15 protein-coding genes are annotated in these 18,912 nt (G+C 51.4%); 12 read left to right on the forward strand and 3 right to left on the reverse strand.

The features are described from left to right. The first annotated feature begins 260 nt into the window (after positions 1-260). The 4 genes from CHB79_RS04730 (at position 261) to cysB (ending at position 3,887) form a co-directional block, all read left to right on the forward strand. Positions 261-1,217, forward strand: coding sequence for a putative 2-dehydropantoate 2-reductase (locus tag CHB79_RS04730; protein WP_089359038.1), 957 nt, complete (start codon positions 261-263; stop codon positions 1,215-1,217). Between the two features lie 7 nt (positions 1,218-1,224). Then, positions 1,225-2,139: a 5'-nucleotidase gene (locus tag CHB79_RS04735; RefSeq protein ID WP_010483757.1), complete on the forward strand. Its 915-nt coding sequence runs from the start codon at positions 1,225-1,227 to the stop codon at positions 2,137-2,139. A gap of 135 nt (positions 2,140-2,274) precedes the next feature. Further along, the gene (locus CHB79_RS04740) at positions 2,275-2,787 is read left to right on the forward strand and encodes a universal stress protein (protein WP_010483759.1); all 513 of its coding nucleotides are present in this window, start codon (positions 2,275-2,277) and stop codon (positions 2,785-2,787) included. Between the two features lie 125 nt (positions 2,788-2,912). Next, a complete protein-coding gene (cysB, locus tag CHB79_RS04745; RefSeq protein ID WP_010483761.1) occupies positions 2,913-3,887 on the forward strand; it encodes an HTH-type transcriptional regulator CysB in 975 nt (324 codons plus the stop codon). A gap of 70 nt (positions 3,888-3,957) precedes the next feature. Here the strand turns inward: cysB and CHB79_RS04750 are convergent, their stop codons facing one another. Continuing rightward, complete coding sequence (locus CHB79_RS04750; protein WP_010483763.1) at positions 3,958-4,692, reverse strand: phosphoadenylyl-sulfate reductase; 735 nt, start codon at positions 4,690-4,692, stop codon at positions 3,958-3,960. A 188-nt stretch (positions 4,693-4,880) separates the two neighbouring features. Between CHB79_RS04750 and thrH the strand changes: the two genes are divergently transcribed. Continuing rightward, the gene (gene thrH, locus CHB79_RS04755) at positions 4,881-5,498 is read left to right on the forward strand and encodes a bifunctional phosphoserine phosphatase/homoserine phosphotransferase ThrH (RefSeq protein ID WP_010483766.1); all 618 of its coding nucleotides are present in this window, start codon (positions 4,881-4,883) and stop codon (positions 5,496-5,498) included. A 40-nt stretch (positions 5,499-5,538) separates the two neighbouring features. Here thrH and pabB read toward each other — a convergent pair whose 3' ends face one another. Continuing rightward, a complete protein-coding gene (gene pabB / locus CHB79_RS04760; RefSeq protein WP_089359039.1) occupies positions 5,539-6,906 on the reverse strand; it encodes an aminodeoxychorismate synthase component I in 1,368 nt (455 codons plus the stop codon). Between the two features lie 167 nt (positions 6,907-7,073). Here pabB and CHB79_RS04765 point away from each other — a divergent pair, with 167 nt between their 5' ends. The 7 genes from CHB79_RS04765 (at position 7,074) to CHB79_RS04795 (ending at position 17,842) form a co-directional block, all read left to right on the forward strand. Beyond that, a complete protein-coding gene (locus CHB79_RS04765; protein ID WP_425439577.1) occupies positions 7,074-9,785 on the forward strand; it encodes a winged helix-turn-helix domain-containing protein in 2,712 nt (903 codons plus the stop codon). Next, a complete protein-coding gene (locus CHB79_RS04770) occupies positions 9,782-12,502 on the forward strand; it encodes a winged helix-turn-helix domain-containing protein (protein ID WP_089359041.1) in 2,721 nt (906 codons plus the stop codon). Before CHB79_RS04765 ends, CHB79_RS04770 begins: the two co-directional genes overlap by 4 nt. A 225-nt stretch (positions 12,503-12,727) precedes the next feature. Then, a complete protein-coding gene (locus CHB79_RS04775; RefSeq protein ID WP_010483774.1) occupies positions 12,728-13,171 on the forward strand; it encodes a DUF6160 family protein in 444 nt (147 codons plus the stop codon). A 77-nt stretch (positions 13,172-13,248) separates the two neighbouring features. After that, positions 13,249-14,007, forward strand: a complete 759-nt coding sequence (locus tag CHB79_RS04780) for a C39 family peptidase (protein WP_089359205.1) — start codon at positions 13,249-13,251, stop codon at positions 14,005-14,007. A 56-nt stretch (positions 14,008-14,063) separates the two neighbouring features. Then, the gene (locus CHB79_RS04785) at positions 14,064-15,068 is read left to right on the forward strand and encodes a transporter (RefSeq protein WP_089359042.1); all 1,005 of its coding nucleotides are present in this window, start codon (positions 14,064-14,066) and stop codon (positions 15,066-15,068) included. Positions 15,069-15,084: 16 nt separating this feature from the next. Continuing rightward, the gene (locus CHB79_RS04790; protein ID WP_089359043.1) at positions 15,085-16,677 is read left to right on the forward strand and encodes an outer membrane protein transport protein; all 1,593 of its coding nucleotides are present in this window, start codon (positions 15,085-15,087) and stop codon (positions 16,675-16,677) included. Positions 16,678-16,690: 13 nt separating this feature from the next. Further along, positions 16,691-17,842 (forward strand): MalM family protein, encoded by a 1,152-nt coding sequence (locus CHB79_RS04795; RefSeq protein WP_089359044.1) that lies wholly within the window; start codon positions 16,691-16,693, stop codon positions 17,840-17,842. An 82-nt stretch (positions 17,843-17,924) separates the two neighbouring features. Here CHB79_RS04795 and CHB79_RS04800 read toward each other — a convergent pair whose 3' ends face one another. Beyond that, a complete protein-coding gene (locus CHB79_RS04800) occupies positions 17,925-18,911 on the reverse strand; it encodes an alpha-L-glutamate ligase-like protein (protein ID WP_010483784.1) in 987 nt (328 codons plus the stop codon). Position 18,912: the final 1 nt, after the last annotated feature.

Below are 18,912 nucleotides of genomic sequence, written 5' to 3' on the forward strand. Positions count from 1 at the left end.
GCAAATTAAACCGTAAACAGGGGCTTTATTGGCAAAACCAGCTGCCAGCAGCGGTGCGGCTGGCATGGCAACAGAACGCAGGATTGGAGATTGATCCGCTCAATAGTCGCCTGCGCCTTGTTTTGACTGTTTCATTTGCCGGCGGTGTTTGCAGTTAAGGGTGGCAGTTTTTATGATCGGCTGAGTTGTCGTTTACGCGCAGATGATCTGCGCCTTGCTTTGGATGCGGCCCATTCGCGTCCCGCTGAGGAGTTTCCTTGATGTCCAGCACACCACGTCCACGTATAGGCATTATCGGTACCGGCGCAATTGGCGGCTTTTATGGCCTGATGCTCGCCCGAGCAGGCTTTGATGTTCATTTCCTGCTGCGCAGCGAGTATCGCGCTGTTGTTGAAAATGGCATCCATCTCAACAGTGCTGTGCATGGTGCGTTGACGCTCAATCCGGTGCAGGCATACAGCAATGCAGCGGATATGCCGCGTTGTGACTGGTTGCTGGTTGGAGCTAAAACCACCAGTAATGCCGCATTGGTGCCTGCCATAACCCAGGCGGCTGCAGATGGCGCGAAAATCCTGTTATTGCAAAACGGTCTAGGGGTTGAAGATGAGCTGCGGCCTTTACTGCCCGACAACCTGCATTTACTCGGTGGCTTGTGTTTGATTTGTGTGCATCGTGCCCAGGCAGGCGTCATCGAGCATCAGGCATTGGGTACGGTGAACCTGGGTTATCACTCAGGTCCGGCTTCGGACCAAGAGCGTGAGCAGATCACAGCAGCCGGGGCGGCGATGTTCAATTTGGCTGGCATTGACTCAACGGTCGCGGCCGAACTGGGTCAGGCGCGCTGGCAAAAGCTGGTGTGGAACGTGCCATACAACGGTTTGTCGGTTCTACTTGACTCAGGCACCAGCGGCCTCATGGCTAGCCAGAGCAGCCGTGAACTGATCGCTGCAATCATGGGTGAAGTGGTCGCCGGTGCGGGGGCTTGTGGTTATCAAATCCCTGCTGATTTTGCCGCGAAGATGCTCAAGGCAACTGAGCGCATGCCGGATTACCTGCCCAGCATGTATCACGACCATGCCCACAAGCGCCCTCTTGAGCTAAAGGCTATCTATGCCGCGCCGCTCGCCGCCGCAGCCGCTGCCGGATGTTCCATGCCGCGCATTGAGGCGTTGTATCAGGCCCTGCAGTTTATTGACCAGCGCAATTCCCAGGAGTGAGAACACTATGAGCAAGGTACTGGGCGACAAATTGGTCCTGGCGATTTCGTCCAGTGCATTGTTCGATCTGCGTGAAAGTCATCAGGTCTATGTTGGCGAGGGCGTTGCGGCTTATCGCCAGTATCAGATTGATCACGAAGACGAAATACTCATGCCGGGCGATGCCTTTGCGCTGGTAGAAAAGCTGCTCGCTCTCAACCAGACCCTGGGCCAGCAAAGGGTCGAGGTGATCCTGGTCTCACGTAACAGTGCCGATACAGGTCTGCGTGCATTCAACTCGATTCAGCATTACGGGCTGGGAATTTCACGGGCAGCCTTTGTCGGCGGTCGCAGTCCCGACCCTTATCTAGCGGCCTTTGGTTGCCATCTGTTCTTATCCACCCACGCCGAAGATGTGCGCAGCGCGCTGCGTGCCGGTTTTGGTGCCGCCACTATTCTTTCCGGTGGCAGTCGGCGAGAAGCCAGCAATGAATTGCGAATTGCCTTCGATGGTGATGCGGTTTTGTTCTCTGATGAGTCCGAACGTGTCTATCAGTCCGGTGGGCTTGAGGCGTTTCAGAGTCATGAGAAGCAATCTGCCCGGGAGTTGCTCGGTGGTGGGCCGTTCAAACCATTCCTGGCCGCCCTGCACAAGCTACAGCAAGAGTTCGCTGAAGAGTCATGCCCCATTCGCACTGCATTGGTTACAGCGCGTTCTGCGCCAGCTCACGAGCGTGTCATCCGAACCTTGCGCGAGTGGAATATCCGTCTGGATGAGTCGTTTTTCCTTGGTGGGTTGGATAAGTCGTCGATTCTCGACACCTTCGGCGCTGATGTATTTTTCGACGACCAGGCCAGTCACTGCGAAAAGGCCAGGGCAGTGGTCGCCACCGGGCATGTTCCCCATGGCGTAAGCAACGAGTTGCAGCCGATCAAGGGGTGAAGGCCCCCGTTTGCGTGGGCATTGAAACGCTTGCCCCGATTTCCGCTGATCTTATTTAGGCGCGCTTTTAAATTGACATGCTGGCCGCACTGCTAAGCTCAAGTAGGACCCGTCATGCGGGTACAAGGAGCCAGCATGATCCGAACTATTCTTTATGCCACAGACCTTGGGCTCTATGCGCCGTATGTATTGCAGCATGCGTTAGCCATGACCCGGGCGTTCAATGCCAGCTTGTATGTGATCCATGCTGTTGAGCCCATGGGGTTGTTTGCAGAATCAGTACTTAAAACCTATCTCGACGAGGAGCATTTGAAAACGCTTCGCCACAAAGGCCTGGAGACGGTCATGGCGGGAATCGAGGCGAGAGTCCTGGAGGGCTTCAAGGATGAAATCGCCGACTCTCCGGACGACCTTGCGTTGATTCGAGCCGTGCGCGTAGTGCAGGGCGATCCGCCGCAGGTGATATTGGCTCAAGCACAGAAACTAGAAGTGGATTTGTTAGTCATAGGCAGTCATAGCCACGGAACAGATCTGGATATTCCAATGGGACGAACTGCGACACGACTTTTACAGCTCGCAGAGGTGCCGATCTACCTGGTGCCGATGCTGCAGCATCGCAGCCGTGGGGATGCCGGGATTATTTTCTGAATGGGCGCTTGACGATTAAAGCTGCAACTTTAAAAAAATCGTCTAAATTGAACGATTGAACCGTTCTTATGGTTATATGAGAGAGCCGAAACTAGCACGGCGCTTATCTGCTTTGAGGGATAGTTATGAAGCTCCAGCAATTGCGCTACATCTGGGAAGTTGCGCACCACGATCTCAACGTGTCTGCTACTGCACAGAGTCTATACACATCACAGCCGGGCATCAGTAAGCAGATTCGTCTATTGGAGGATGAGCTGGGGGTCGAAGTCTTCGCGCGTAGCGGTAAGCATCTGACGCGCGTTACGCCAGCAGGTGAGCGGATTATCACCACCGCCGGAGAAATCCTGCGCAAGGTCGAAAGCATCAAGCAGATCGCCCAAGAGTTTTCCAACGAGAAGAAGGGCACCCTATCAATTGCCACCACCCATACCCAGGCGCGTTATGCCTTGCCTAAGGTGATCAGTGGTTTTATCAAGCAATACCCGGACGTATCACTGCATATGCACCAAGGGACACCCTTGCAGATTGCCGAAATGGCCGCTGATGGCACCGTCGATTTCGCCATCGCGACAGAGGGGCTTGAGCTATTCAATGATCTGGTGATGATGCCGTGCTATCGCTGGAACCGCTGCGTGGTTGTCCCACAAGGCCATCCGCTGACTAAGCTGCCCAAGCTGACGCTGGAAGCCTTGGCTGAGTATTCGATTGTCACCTACGTCTTTGGCTTCACCGGACGTTCCAAACTTGATGAGGCCTTTAGCCATCGGGGGCTGACGCCCAAGGTTGTGTTTACCGCAGCCGATGCCGACGTGATCAAAACCTACGTGCGTCTGGGGCTGGGGGTTGGCATTGTCGCGGAAATGGCTGTGGATCCAGCACTCGATCCTGACTTGGTCGTACTTGATGCCAGCGAGTTGTTCGAGGCGAGCGTGACCAAGATCGGTTTCCGGCGCGGTACATTCCTGCGCGGGTTTATGTGCGACTTTATCGAGAAGTTCGCCCCACACCTGACTCGCGAGGTCTTGGCCAAGGCGGTGCAATGCCATAACAAGTCCGAGCTTGAGGAGTTGTTCGAGGGCGTTGAGTTACCGACCTACTGATCTTCTGCGTTAACAAAAAAACCGGCAGTTGCCGGTTTTTTTGGATGCAGCAGAAATTCGCCAGAACGAATCAAATTTTGCTGATGATGTTGCCTGAGTGCAGGCCGCACTCTTTTTGCGTCGCTTCTTCCCACCACCAACGACCTTCACGCTCGTGCTGGTTGGGAAGCACAGGGCGGGTGCAGGGTTCACAGCCAATGCTGATGAAGCCGCGCTCGTGCAAGGCGTTGTAAGGCAGCTCAAGTGCACGAATATAGTTCCAGACCTCTTCGCTGGTCATCTGCGCCAAAGGGTTGAACTTGTAGAGCGGGCGATCAGCCGGGGAAAAGGCGCTGTCAATTTCAAGTACAGCGACTTCACTGCGTGTGCTCGGGCTTTGATCGCGGCGCTGTCCGGTTGCCCAGGCTTTAACCGTCGAGAGCTTGCGTCTTAATGGCGCAGTTTTACGAATACCGCAGCATTCGGAGTGCCCATCCTTGTAGAAGCTGAACAGGCCTTTTTCTTTGACCATTGGCTCAAGCGCGGCTGGGTCAGGCGAGAGTATGTCAATACTGATGCCGTAATGCTCGCGAACCTGGTCGATAAAGCGATAGGTCTCAGGATGCAAGCGTCCCGTGTCGAGACTGAAGACCTTAACGCCTTTGTTGATCTTCCAGGCCATATCCACCAGTACAACATCTTCGGCACCGCTGAACGAAATCCACAACTCATCGCCAAAGTGTTCGAAGGCCAGCTTGAGAATTTCCTGCGGTGATTTTGTGGCGTAGGCTGCCGCTGTTTCAGCTACATCAAATGGGTGGCTCATCAGGGATTATTCCTAATTATCATGGCGCTTGGCGCTTTGTAGCGGCGATGGTAACAAATCGTGGATATGCCGCTAAATAACCAACTGCCATTGCGACTGATGGTTTTGTGCATATAGCGGCGCGTTGCTTCGTGTATGGGGAGCCGTTAGAGTGCCGTCTTCTATAAAAATACAGCTAGGAGTGTCCTGTGGAAATCGCTTGTCTCGACCTTGAAGGCGTGTTGGTACCTGAGATATGGATCGCTTTTGCGGAAAAAACCGGTATCGAGTCGCTGAAGGCGACAACCCGCGATATTCCTGACTACGACGTGTTGATGCAGCAGCGCCTGCGCATCCTTGATGAGCATGGACTAAAACTGGCGGACATTCAGGAGGTGATTGCGACGCTAAAGCCTCTCGATGGCGCGGTGGAGTTTGTCGACTGGTTGCGTGAGCGGTTCCAGGTCATCATCTTGTCGGATACTTTCTACGAATTCTCGCAGCCCTTGATGCGCCAGCTGGGCTTCCCGACCTTGCTTTGCCACAAGCTGGTCACCGATGAAACTGATCGCGTGGTCGGTTATCAGTTGCGTCAGAAAGACCCGAAACGCCAGTCGGTCATTGCGCTGAAAAGCCTTTACTACCGGATCATTGCCGCGGGTGATTCATATAACGATACGACCATGCTCAGCGAGGCACATGCCGGCATCTTGTTCCATGCACCCGACAATGTGATTCGTGAGTTTCCGCAGTTCCCGGCCGTGCATAGCTATGAGGATTTGAAGCGCGAGTTTCTCAAGGCTTCAAATCGACAGCTTAGCCTCTAACTTGGTTCGACACCTGAAAGGCGCGCACAAGGCGGGTCTTTCAGGTGCCGGCTGATGCTGGCTGGCCAAGCTGCTCGAGAGTGCGCAGCAGGACGTCGACCTTGGTCAGGGACTCTTGATACTCAGCCTGCCATTGCGAGTCTGCAACTATCCCACCGCCACCCCAGCAAGTGATTGTGCCGTCCTTGGCCAGCAGGCTGCGAATGGTGATCGAACTGTCCATTTCACCGCGAATATCCAGATAAAACAGCGAGCCGCAATAAAGTCCGCGGCGGGTGTCTTCCAGTTCGTCAATGATTTGCATGGCGCGAATTTTCGGAGCGCCGGTAATCGAACCGCCAGGAAAGCTACAGGCAAGCAAGTCGAGCGGGTCCTTGTCATCCGCGAGTTGCCCGGTGACTGCACTGACCAGATGATGAACATTGGGATAGCTTTCAAGGGCAAATAGCTCGGGCACCTGGACCGAGCCTGTTCGGCAACAGCGTCCAAGATCGTTGCGCAGCAGGTCGACAATCATGAGGTTCTCAGCCTGATCCTTGGCACTGTGCAGTAGTTCTTCTGCTTGAGCTGCATCCTTGTCCGGGTCGATATCCCGTGGTCGCGTGCCCTTGATGGGGCGAGTCTCAACCCGGCCCTGGCTGACGCGCATAAAACGCTCAGGCGACAGGCTAATGATCGCCGCATCGCCAGGCAAGGCTTGAAAGCCGGAAAATGGTGTTGGGCAGGCTGCTCGCAACGCTTGATAAGCAACCCAGGGATCACCCTGGTATTGGGCCTGGAATCGCTGTGCAAAATTGACCTGATAGCAATCGCCAGCCCGGATATAGGCTTGGATTTTCTCTACGGCCTGTTGGTATTTTCCTTCGCTGATGCCGGCTTGAAATCGACTGACAAGATGGAAGGTATCCGAGCGCGGGCTGGCCGCTGACTCAAACAGGTCGATCAGCCTGCGCCGTTCGCTGGGACTGACCTGCGGATGGAATACAAGTTGCGTAGTGAGCAACTGGTGGTCGCTGATCAGTGCCCATGAATATAAACCCACGCGCGCGTCGGGTAATTTCAAGTCGTCTGCTGCATGGCCGGGAATCGTTTCCAGGCGTCGGCCAAAGTCATAGCCAAAGTAGCCGATCAAGCCGCCAGCGAATGGCAGGTGCAGATCTTTAGGAATGTCTTGGACACTCAAGGTGTCGCTGGCAACACGCAACCTTTGTAGGAAATCTTTGGCCGATTCATCAGAGAACGGTGACATTTCAGCCAATGGCCAAGCGCACATAAGATCATAGCGTCCATGTAGCGCTACGGGCCTGCCTGTGTCCAGGAGTATGGCTCCGGGAGCACTCCTGAGGCGGCCGAAATATGCATCTGGGCTGGCATGATAGGGTAAGGCATGAACCTGGAAAGATGGCATACGTAGCGTTCAGACAAGCGTGGACACCTATTGTAAGGTGCCAGCGCTGCTGGGCCTATAGGCTTTGCTTGATTTGCGCGCTAATAGATTGCTGGTTAGTGTTAGCTTATCCAAGGAAGTGAACATTGTAACGGTGTATGAATCACAGGGATCGGGTCATGGATGACATGAATGAAGTGCTAGATCAGCCTGCGGATTACAATCTGACATCAGAAGTAGTTCCAGTACAGGTTTCGGAGCGTTATTTCTTAAGACCGACTGTTCAATCAGAACTCGCAGCACTGCCAGAGCGCTTGATTCTGCTCGTGGCGCCCGCTGGTTTTGGCAAGACCACCGAGTTGGCAGTGCTTGCCAATAAACGCGTTGAGCAGGGGCAATGTGTCGCTTGGTTGACCTTGACTGCGGAATCGAACACCTCCCTGATTTTTTTCCAGCAACTTGCCCATACCCTGGAGAGCGTTCAAGCCAGTCTTGGGGATTTTGACTCTGCGCTTACTGACAATTCTGCCTGTTTGGACACATTACAGGTCATGGAATTGGTTTTAGGAAATATCCTACGGATGCGTAAGTCGCTGTTGCTGGTGCTGGATGACTTCGAGGCTATTTCAAACCCCGACCTGCTTAGCGCAATCGATAGGCTGATTAACTATGCGCCCGATGGGTTTACGCTGGCTATAGGATCAAGGGTCAAACCGAAACTGAGCCTGGCCACTTGGCGGGCAAAGGGTTACCTGGTCGAGATTGGCGAGCGTGAGTTGCGTTTGAGCGAGGACGACACCCGGGTTTACCTGCAACTACATGGGCTCAATGTCGAGCCTCTCTCACTCAAGAAAATCTACAGTTATACGGAAGGCTGGATGACCGGCGTCTTGCAGGTCATCAAGTGGCTCAAGTCAACGCCCCAAAAGCCGGATGCGTTGCTTGAGTATCAGGAAGATCATACCTCGGTGGGTAAATACCTGTCCGATGCGGTGTTCGAAGGACTGCCTGTCGAGCGCCAAGACGCACTTCTCAATATGAGTGTGGTGCACCGCTTTAATGGCAGCCTGGTCCAGGCACTCACCGGTTGCGATAACGGGCAGCAATTGCTGGAAGACCTGGAGGTGATGCAGCTTTTCCTGGTGCCACTGGACAGCGATCGCCGATGGTTTCGATTCCACCGTTTTTTCGCTGAGTTCCTTCGCGCACGTCTGAAGCAGCAAGACCCTGAGCGTTTCAAGCAGATTCATTTCAACGCCAGTTTGTGGTTTACCAACAATCACATGCAAAACTTTGCGATCGAGCATGCCTACCATGCACAAGACGTGGAGTTGCTTGCCGCATTGGTTGATGGCTGTGGCCTGAGTCTGATCAACCGCGGCCAACTGAGTCTCGTGCATAAGTGGCGCCAACATGTGCCGGATGATATTGCGGTCAAATATCCTGTGCTGGTGCTTACGGATCTGTGGGTGCGCGTGGTCGATCTGGGGCTGGATGAAGCGAATCGAGCGCTAGATGATCTACTTCTGCGCTGGGGGGATAGTGATTCAAAAACGCAGTTGACGGACAGTATGCTGGCTGCGTTGGCAATCAAATCGTTGATCGCATTGCAAAAGGATGATTTGCGCACATGCGTCAAGTTGGCGCGGCGTGTTGAGCTTCAATTAGGCTCGAGAACCGCTTTTCTTGAAGTCGCGATGCTAGTCATTGGTGCTTTTGCGAACGTCATGATGGGATGGCATGACGCCGCGCGCAAGTTGTTGACCCTGGCCAATCAGAGAAATCACTTCCTCGATGGTAATTATCTGCAAATGCAGCTTATCAACGTCGAGGTGATGTTGCTGCTTGAGCAAGGCAAGATCAAGCAGGCAGAGTTGCTCTTTGAGCGCTTGCGCGAACGTACGACTTCCTGGTTTAACGAAAAATCCAAAGCTACCGTCTTGCCGAAAATCACCCAGTGCCTGATTGCTTATCAGCAGGGGCGGTTTGAAGGGGTGACAAGCCTTCTGAAGCGCATGCTGTCAATCGTGGATGTCATCAGTCCGGTGGACCTTTGTGCCCAGGGCACACTTTGCCTGGCGCACCTCCAGTACATGCAAGGCAATACCAAGGAAGCCCATTCGACACTGATCTATATCCAGAACCTGGCCGCACGCAACAAGGCCTGGCGCTTCTATGCGCAGGCAGTCGGCTATGAAATTTTACGAACTCTGCAAGAGGCTGGTGACGACCGAACCAAGCGTGCGGAACAGCGCTTGAAGAGTATCAACTGGAATGAATTAGCATCCAACTATGCCCACATGCGTTTGAACCCAGTGCTTTGGGTTCAAGGCTTGTCACGAACACGCTTGCAACAGGCGCGTGGCCACTACAGCGAGGCCATACATGAAATTCTGCAACTGCGTGGAATGCTGCAGGACGACTGGGAAGGGCTCGAACATATTCGCCTGGATCTCCTGGCTGCCCATAGCTATCAGCAACTGGGCTATCAGGAACGCTCGCAGAGCCTGCTTGTACAGTGCTTGATTGCGGCTGAACGAGAAGAAGTGCGCAGCCTTTTTCTAGAAGAAGGTGAGCCTATCCGCAACATGCTTCATCAGCTCGAGATGGCCGAACGTCAACCGGCACTGCAAAATTTTATCCGCAGCCTCTTGGCTCTTTGGCCAGGACAGTCTGCTCAGCGTCAACTTGAGGTCATTGAGGAAGAGCTGACCGAGCGTGAGCAGGAGGTGATCAGGCTCGCGGCACAAGGCATGTCCAACAATGATATTGGTCAGCAATTGAACCTCGCACTGGGTACCGTCAAATGGCACCTTCATAATATTTACGAGAAGCTCAAGGTACGTAACCGCACCCAAGCGATAAGGCGTGCTCGCGAGCTGGGGATGCTGGGATCATGAGTCGTCAAAATGAATTAACTTCGCAAGATTTTAACCTGCTGTCATGCAAGCTCGTGCCAGAGAATTTCAGTACAGCTCAATTAATGTCACGCACAGCGTTGATCGACAAAATGTATCGCCAGCGTAAAAAGCATTTGATGGTCTTGAATGCTCCTGCTGGCTACGGCAAGAGCGCTGTGCTGGCCGAGTACAGGCAGCGGTTGCTGGCCGAGGGGGCAAAGGTCGCCTGGTTGACATGCGATGCCCTGGATGTTGACCTGAAGCGGCTGTTGCGTTATCTGGGGGAGGCGATTGCTATTCAATCTCCTGGATTTTCTGAGCCCATGAAGCAACTGCTGGAAGGTGGTGAGGTGCTGGAGGAGCACCAACTGCTGGAGCGGTTTGTCGATGGCTTGAAGCAAATCGACGGTGACCTCTATGTGATGATGGATGACTTTCATTGTATCCGTGATTGCAGCTTCTCAGGTTTGGTCGGGCGGGCGCTCAACCAATTGCCCAGCCAAATTCGCTTCGTGATCAGTACACGATTCAAGGTTGGAATTTTCTGTGCTGCTGCTCAGGGAGATGCTACATGCTGGTTTGGCGTTGATGACCTGCGCTTCAGTCAGGATGAAGTGCGTGAGTATTATCGTGATATCAAGTCAATCCAAGCCAGTGATGCAGATATTGCCAAGGTTTGTACGCAAACCGAAGGCTGGATAACCGCGCTTCATCTTGCTTCGCTTATTGTTCCAAGCCTCAGTCGCCGATTCACGCCAACATCGAGCATGCCGGGTACTGAGCGCAACCTTGCGGACTATTTCAGCGAGGATGTGCTTGTTGGTTTACCGAGTGAAATACAGCATTTCCTGAATGTTACATCGGTGCTTGATGAGTTCAATGCCGAGCTTTGCAATGCATTGACCGGTCGCGAGGATGCACTAAAAAACCTGCGTTACCTATGTGATGAACAACTGTTTATTGTCGAGGCTGAGCGTCAGGATGGCTGGTATCGATATCATCCATTATTCGCAGAATTTCTACAGCGTAGGCTGCTTAAAGCTGAGGATCCAACTCATTTATTGCATGCTGCAGCGCATTGGTGCGAGGCAAGAGGCCTGTTCGAGAAAGCCATCAAATATGCTGTTCATTCGCATGATTATGCATTCGCGGCTCAGTTGCTTGAGACCTATGGCTGGAAAGTGATTGCCGAGGAAAAGATTTATCAGGTTTTGGGGTGTTTGCAGGATATCCCTACCGAAGTCATTCAAGAGCACTGCGTTTTTCAAATATTTTTCGCGTGGCAGTTGGCATTCGAACAAAAATACCTTGAGTCTGAGTCCCTGATAGAGGAAATCAGCCTGCAGTTGCAAGATGCAAGTGCAGAAACAATGCGTCCAGGCTTCCTTGAATTATTAGCCGCGACGCAAATCGTCAAGGCTCTAGTGTTACTTTATCAAGACAAGCTCGATAGTTGTCTCAAGGTGACAGGGCAGTGGCTTAAACGAGCCCCGGCGTCACAACCCTTGTTTTTAGCATGCTTGTCATGTTTGCAGGCCGCTTGCTACACCCTTCAGGGGGCTTATGCGGAGGCTTCAAAAGCAATCTTTACGGCGCGGTCGAAACTCAGCGAAAGCCAAAGCGATTATCTGAGTGTTGTTGCCAGTCTAATCGAGGTTTGCCTGTGCAAAGAACTTGGTGAGCTGCGTAAAGGGGCGGAGATCGCTGATCGGGCGCGCGAGCTCGCAGATTGCTTCCTGGGTGAGCAGAGCCGTGTAGGTGGGCCGCTATGGTTGGCCTGCGCCGATATCATTTATGAGCAAGGTGCCGATAAAGATGCGTTGAGTGAGATCGACCAGGCTGCAACCTGGCGCGATGTTGTCACCCCGGTAGAGCTTTTAAATCGTGGCCAATTAGCCATAGTGCGTAATCGTTTTTATGAGGGCTACAGCGATCAAGCCCTGCATGAACTGGATGAATGGATTCTCAGCTTGCACGCGCCGGGTTACGAGCGTGTATATGCACAGGCGATGGGTTGCAAAGTGCAGTTCTTGTTGTGGCTGCGCAGGCCTAATGAAGCTGAGCGTATTTGTATGCAGCTTAAACAGCATCTGGCCACCTTGCCTGCTTCGCGCCATGCAAGCGCCAACATCAGCTTGATTCTAGCGGAAGCAAGGTTGTCGCTTTCCGAGCGACGTGCAGATAAAGCATTGGCATCTCTTGAGGCCTGTCTCTCTGAGGGTGACAGCATGCCAACGAGCGATCGGAATCTCAGGGTATCGTTGTTACTTTCAGTTGCTTGCTGGAGAAAAGGTAACACCGATAGAGCATTCGAGTTGCTCAGAACCCTTGTTGAAAGTGGTGTCAGTCGTGGTTATCAACGTTTATTCATTGATGACGCTATTTGGCTGCTGCCTGTAATGGATGCATGGATAGCCTCGGATAAAGCCCATGCCGAGAAGTGGCAGTATTTAGCTGAAATGCTGCGTGATCAGTGCCAGAAGTTCTCAATTGATTATCAAGAACTTGAAGATAATCAAGATGTTAGTCGACGGGAGCGAGAGATTCTGCGGTTTGTTGGTGCTGGATTATCTAACCGTGATATTGCACAGGCCGTGCATTTGTCGGAAGCAACTATCAAATGGCACTTACACAACCTGTTCTCAAAGATGGGGGTGCGTAGCCGGACCCAGGCAGTACTCAAAGGCAAAAGCTTGGGGTTGTTGAGCGAGGCATAGCCTCTTGACTTTATCCTCCATTCCTTGGTTAGGGAGGCAGCGGCGGGTTGCAACAGTAGGTTTATAGCAGGACTTGATGCAACAGCATTAAGTGTTCGGGGGGGCATGACTATGGAAGCAATGTCACCTCGAACAGCGACGGAATTTGTCGCTCCTGCTGCTAGCGACAGGAGTCAATGGCAGCATCCTTCGGGATATTCAAACCGAGAACTGTGGAGAACAATAATGAAATTCATTAATAAATTCGCCCTAGTAGCAGCCTTTCTTACCACTCCGCTCATGGCGCAGGCTGAGCTGAAAGCCATGGATGATTCCTCGCTGGCAACAGTGACCGGTCAAGATGGCATCAGTATTTCAGGTCAGTTCAACGGTAGTATCGGCAGCGTCGTATACACCGATAACGATCCTTCTGGTGGCTCACTGCGCCTTGAAACCATTGCCTTTGATGGTTTTAACATTTCTGATGATGCGCCCATCCTGGTTGACGTTGTAACAACCAGTATCGGTGGCGCGGATACCGAGCAATTGCAGATTGGCCTGCCATCAGTAACCGGCCAGTTATCCGTTGGTGCTATCAAAGTCGGTAGCACTGCAGCTCCCAGCATTGGCTCGCTCGCAATCAGCGACATCAACATGGCTGGTACAACCGTAAAAGTCTGGGGCCACTAGGCCACAAGTCTTTCTTAGCGATGATAACCCTGCCAGCCATCACTGGCAGGGACCTTGATCTAAGAGAGGGTGCCCTGATGATTGAAATTCTACTCGGAAGTTTAATCGGTATTTTCGGTATCACTGAAACGGTTGATGTTAAGTCGCAACCTCCTGGGCGAGTCAATTTAACTCAAGACGCATTAAGCAGCCCCTTCAGGCAATCAGTTGAAGTGGAGCCCTTAAATCAACTGCAGTTCAAACATGTTGTTCGTCAGGCATATGACTATAGTTGTGGCTCTGCTGCTCTTACGACATTGCTTGACTATTTCCTGGGCTTGAATCTGGAAGAGCGTCAAGTCATGGAGGGGCTTCTAAAGTTTGGTGAAGCTGACAAGATCGTAGAGCGTCGTGGGTTTTCATTGCTGGATATGAAACGGCTAGTCGCTGCGCTGGGATATAACAGTGGTGGGTTTCGTGCAAATTTTTCGGACTTGGAGGCTCTTGAGCATCCGGTAATAGTTCCCATTGAGTATGCAGGGTTCAAGCATTTTGTTGTTGTGCGTGATGTGTATGATGAGCATGTATTTGTGGCTGATCCTGCCATTGGAAATATAAGTTTTACCCGTGCTCGCTTCGAGGAAGTTTGGGATAAAAATGTATTGTTCGTCATATACCCAGGTGAAAGTCGGCTAGACAATGCACTTGCATTAAAAGATGAGGATATGCGAATCATTGATGACCGTACGGTGTCATTGTTAGCATTTAGAGCGTTTCCATCAATCACTAAATTTACTGAGAATCAAGCGACAGAGCTCGGTTCTGACGGCGCTATACAATACATTCGCCGTAAGTAGTTCTTCGCCCTAGATGGGATGCCGTTTCCAGCAATAATAATAGTGGAGTACTGTCGATGAGACTTACATGCGCTGGAGTTGTATGTGCGTTATTCCTGTTTGAAAGTGTTGGTGTATTAGCAAATGTTGAAACTGTTGATAGCGCCAGGGATGCTTTAAGTAAGGAAGAAGATGATGCCGATAGTGCACAAGCATTGGAAGAGGTTTTTCAAGCGGCCGAAAAAAGCTATACCTTGCTTAAAGAAGGTGAGCGAACACTCACATATGGAATTGATTACAGCTTGGTTCGGGACACCGTTATAGAGAGCATTAGGACGGGAGAAAATTCATTCAGTGTAGTGGGGCAATCCGAAGCTCAGCATACATTTACCAATTCATTCACCTTTGACTACGGTATATGGAATAACCTGACATTCAGTATCAGGCTACCATTTGTGGCGAAATATGATACTGAGCGAGACCTAAATGCCTACAGTCTAGGTGATATTTCCGCAAGCCTGCGGTGGCAACCCTGGAATGCGCAACCAGGTAGGCCTGTGACAACGTTGTATGCTTCAGTCGGCTTGCCGACAGGCGACAGTCCATACGATGGCGAAGCTCAAGATAACTTATCGTCAGGAACCGGTAGTTACAGCTTAGCTGCTGGTTTAAATCTGTCTTATGTTATTGATCCGGTCGTTTTGTTTGGTTCACTTGGTTATACCTACTATTTACCAATAAAAGATATTAACCAGGTCCGTGGTGGGCGGTTGCTTAAAAAAGTTAATACAGGCTCGTCGTTGTCGTTCAATATGGGCTTTGCTTATGCCTTGTCCTACGATGTTTCCTTAGCCGCATCCTATCAAATGGCATATAGCCTTGCTCCAAGGTTTGAATTTGAAGATACGACTCTAAAGGGTCGTGAACAAACTAGTGCGCTCATGAATTTTTCATTGGGGCTGAGAACGTCGCCCGATTACATCGTTAATGTAAATGCCGGATTTGGTATGACTGAAGACTCACCAGATGTATTGCTGGGTTTGTCAATGCCTCTCGATATTTCCGGCTTGAAGCCTGAATAATAGACGAGTAACTGCTATGAAACTCGTTATTTATAAAAAAAACTATGGGCTGCTTGTTGCAATGACTTTTTTCATTGGTAGTGCACAGGCGCAGCTGTCTCAAAATCTAACCATTGGTAATCCAAAGGCCATGGCGCTTGGGAATGCTATTACTGCAGACTCATCCGGAATAGATGCGGTGCACTATAATCCGGCCGCTTTAACTAAACTTAAAGGGCGCCAAGTAGCAGTAAAATTTGTAACGGGTTTGTTGGATATCAGATCCGAATTTAAAGCACCTGAAAATTATGGTGACAGCTTTTTTGGTTTGTCGGATGATCCCGTTGCGAATCGCTCAGGCCGAACGACTACGCCGGCAATGTATTTCCCAGGGTTGGGTGGTGCGCGTGATGTACCTGTGATCTTTGCACCTCTGGCAGGTATTTCTATTTCGCCACCGGGTTCGAAATTTACCTTTGCGAATAATGTTTATGCCCCACAAGCGCTTGGCTTCTCTCGTGATGACAATGATCCGGGACGTTACCAGGGCAAGCAAGTTGTTATGCAGAGGATCACCTACTTATCGCCTTCGGTCGCCTATCAGGTGAATGATGATCTGTCTGTCGGGCTTTCAATAGGCTTTTCCCATCAAGCATTGTCGTTAAATGAGGATTTTCGTGCCCCAGGTGTATTAACCGGCTTTACAGGGGCAGCTCAAGACGCGCTGTGCACTATTGAAGGTAATCCATTCGAAGTTCTGTTGAACATTTGCGGCGGGGATTTAGGTCCATTCACCGATGTCGCAAACATTAAGCTGGATTTGCAACAGTCACTTTCACCGACCTGGAATATCGGCTTCTTATGGGAACCTGTTGATTGGTTTGCACTTGGAGCCGTCTATCAGAGTGAAGCCAAAATGAAGCTCAAGGGTGACTACAATATTTCGTACAGTGATGACTGGCAGGGATTCTGGCAGGGGTTGGACAGTTCACTGATTGGCGCAATTTTCAGCAGTATCACCCCTGATGGAGTCTTTGATAATGAGCGCGGCAAGGTTTCACTGGATTTGACTTATCCTGCACACTTTTCAACGGGGATTAAGCTTAAACCTACCCCAAAGTGGCAAATCAATTTTGATGTGAAATGGACGGATTATGCCGCCTGGAATGAGTTTGAGATCAAATTTGATCGTGAGCTGGATATTTTGGCGATAGCCAGTCTACTGTCGCCTGATAATGCCACCTCAAGAAGCCTGATTCTGGATCGAGGCTACAAGTCTGTATGGAGCTGGGCTTTAGGTGTGCAATACCAATTCAACGATCGCCTTAGCTTGCGTGCGGGGTATGAACCAAGGCCTTCTGCAATTCCGGGTAATAAAGCGGACATCTTGGTGCCAATTGGTGATGCGACACTTTACGGTCTGGGTGCTGGTTATCAGTGGGACAAAGACACGGTTATTGATTTTGGCTTCAACTATTTGGTCAGCAAGCAAAATATTCCAGCAGGTTCGAGTTGCAGTATCAACTGCTCAAGAATCGACGGCCTTGTCTACAACCCCTACGCTGACCTTGATGTTAAATCAACCGTAAAAGCCTATGTGTTTGCCCTGACGTATAGAACAACTTTTTGACAGGTGCTTTGCCATGAACGCACTTAAATCGTTGCTCATGACCTGCATGCTGGTTAGTACGGCTGACTTGTCAGCGGGCAGTCGTTACCTTACGTGGGTGGATGATCAGGGGCGTGTACACAATACGGTTTTGAATGAGGCTTTTGCTACGCAGCAGAGTCGTGCAAACCGGGAAGTGTTGTTGAGCGACCATGCACGATTGAACAATCCAGGTAAAACCCTGCTGCGTCAGTCCACGAATGAGAGCAAGCGACGTTATTTTACCTGGGTTGATAGTAGTGGCGTGCTGCAAAACAGCTTTTATGCTGGTCGCCCCTTGTTTGAAGCTGGCTCCAAGGTTGTATTGTCAACCGGGGAGTCGTCTTCGGAGTATATCGATGCCGATGTGCTAGAAGGGCGTGGTTATCAGCGTGAAGGTGATGACGGTCAGTATTACACCTGGGTGGACGAGCAAGGACGCATGCGTAATTCCCGGTTAAATCCGAGTACGGGTTCAGCTACCAGCATCAATACTGCCGCAGTCGAGTACACAGAAGGGCGCCAAATAAAATTCGCCAAAAAGCCAGTGTTATTACCCAATCTCGATGGTCGGCGGACTGCAGCCATGAATGATCTGTTGGCGGGAAGCTCGCAGCCTGAGGCAGTTCTGTATGCTGAGTTGATCGATAGATGCTGTGCGCAAATGGTTGAGGAGAACTTTACTCCGCTGTCCATTGATGAACCACGCTTTGAGGAGCTGAATCGCTTTTCACCCAGCTTTGATTTTCCAATGGGGCGCAGTTTCTACGCGGCTATAAAACTGCCCAAGGTCAAGCAAAGCTATGGGCTACGCGTTCGCAGCTTTGCGAACAAAGAGGTGGTTTATCCTTCTCTGCTGTTTCTGGATGCACAGAAACGACCCACTCGATTGGTCAGTGATGCTGTGTATCAGTTGCATGCGGAGACTTGGTATCGTTTCGCATTTATTGAGGGTGTAGTTAAAGTTCGGCCTGCCGCAAACGAAAGCTATGTCTTGGTGCTGACAACAGATGAAGACAAGGGCTTGAAAACCTTTGACAACCAGCCGTTCAATCGCCCCTTACAGAAGGCTGTGGTTGATGATGCGGGGATACAAGTGCACAGCCATTCAGGGATGGGTTCCTTTGAGCTTGCAGTTGTTCGTTGAACCCAGTCGCGGCTGCTATCGCAGTTATCTAGCGGGCAAAGAAAAGGTCGCTTGCAGCGACCTTTTCTGGTTGTGGGTTGAGCTAGATTTCAGCCGCGAATTTGTGGCCGAACAAGCCTTGTGCAAAGCGTACACGTTCGATCGGGGTTTCTTGGATATCGTCTTTGGCCAGCTTTGCAATGTGCGCCTCAACCGCATGGGCGCGAAGCGTCAAACCTGTGTCGTTGGCGATTTGAATATTCAAGCCAGGGCGCGCATTGAGCTCAAGGATTAGTGGGCCTTTTTCCTGGTCAAGAACCATGTCGACCCCAATATAGCCCAGCCCGCACAGCTCGTAACAGTTTGCCGCGAGGCTCATGAAACCATCCCAATTCGGCAACTGAACGCCATCTACTGCGTTGGTCGTGTCCGGGTGCTTGGTGATCTTGTTGTTTAACCAAGTGCCATTTAGGGTAAGGCCGGTTGCCAAGTCGACGCCAACACCAATCGCGCCTTGGTGAAGGTTTGCCTTGCCGCCGGATTGGCGCGTGGGCAGTCGCAACATGGCCATTACCGGATAGCCTTTAAGGACAATGATGCGAATATCCGGCACGCCTTCGTAGCTGATGCTTTTGAAGATTTGGTCCGGAATAACCCGGTATTCGATCAGTGCGCGGTCGCGGTGACCGCCCAGTGAGTAAAGCCCGGTGAGAATACTTGAGATCTGATGCTCAATATCCTCGTGCGATATGATTTTGCCCGAGACCGTGCGATAACGATCCTCAAACCGATCGGCAACGACCAAGATCCCATCGCCGCCTGCACCTTGTGCGGGCTTGACTACGAAGTCGGTTCGGTTGCCGATGATTTCGCTGAGCTTATCAATTTCCTTTTCCGTAGAAATCACGCCGTACATCTCAGGCACATTGATACCTGCTTCGATGGCGCGCTCCTTGGTTAGGATTTTATCGTCCACCAATGGATACAGATGCCGCTTATTGTACTTCAGCACGTAATCCGCGTTGCGGCGATTGATGCCCATGATGCCTTTGGCTTCAAGGGCCTTCCAGGTTTTCCATAGACCTAGCATG

Source organism: Pseudomonas segetis (genome assembly GCF_900188155.1).
In the GTDB taxonomy this organism is placed as follows: Bacteria; Pseudomonadota; Gammaproteobacteria; order Pseudomonadales; family Pseudomonadaceae; genus Aquipseudomonas; species Aquipseudomonas segetis.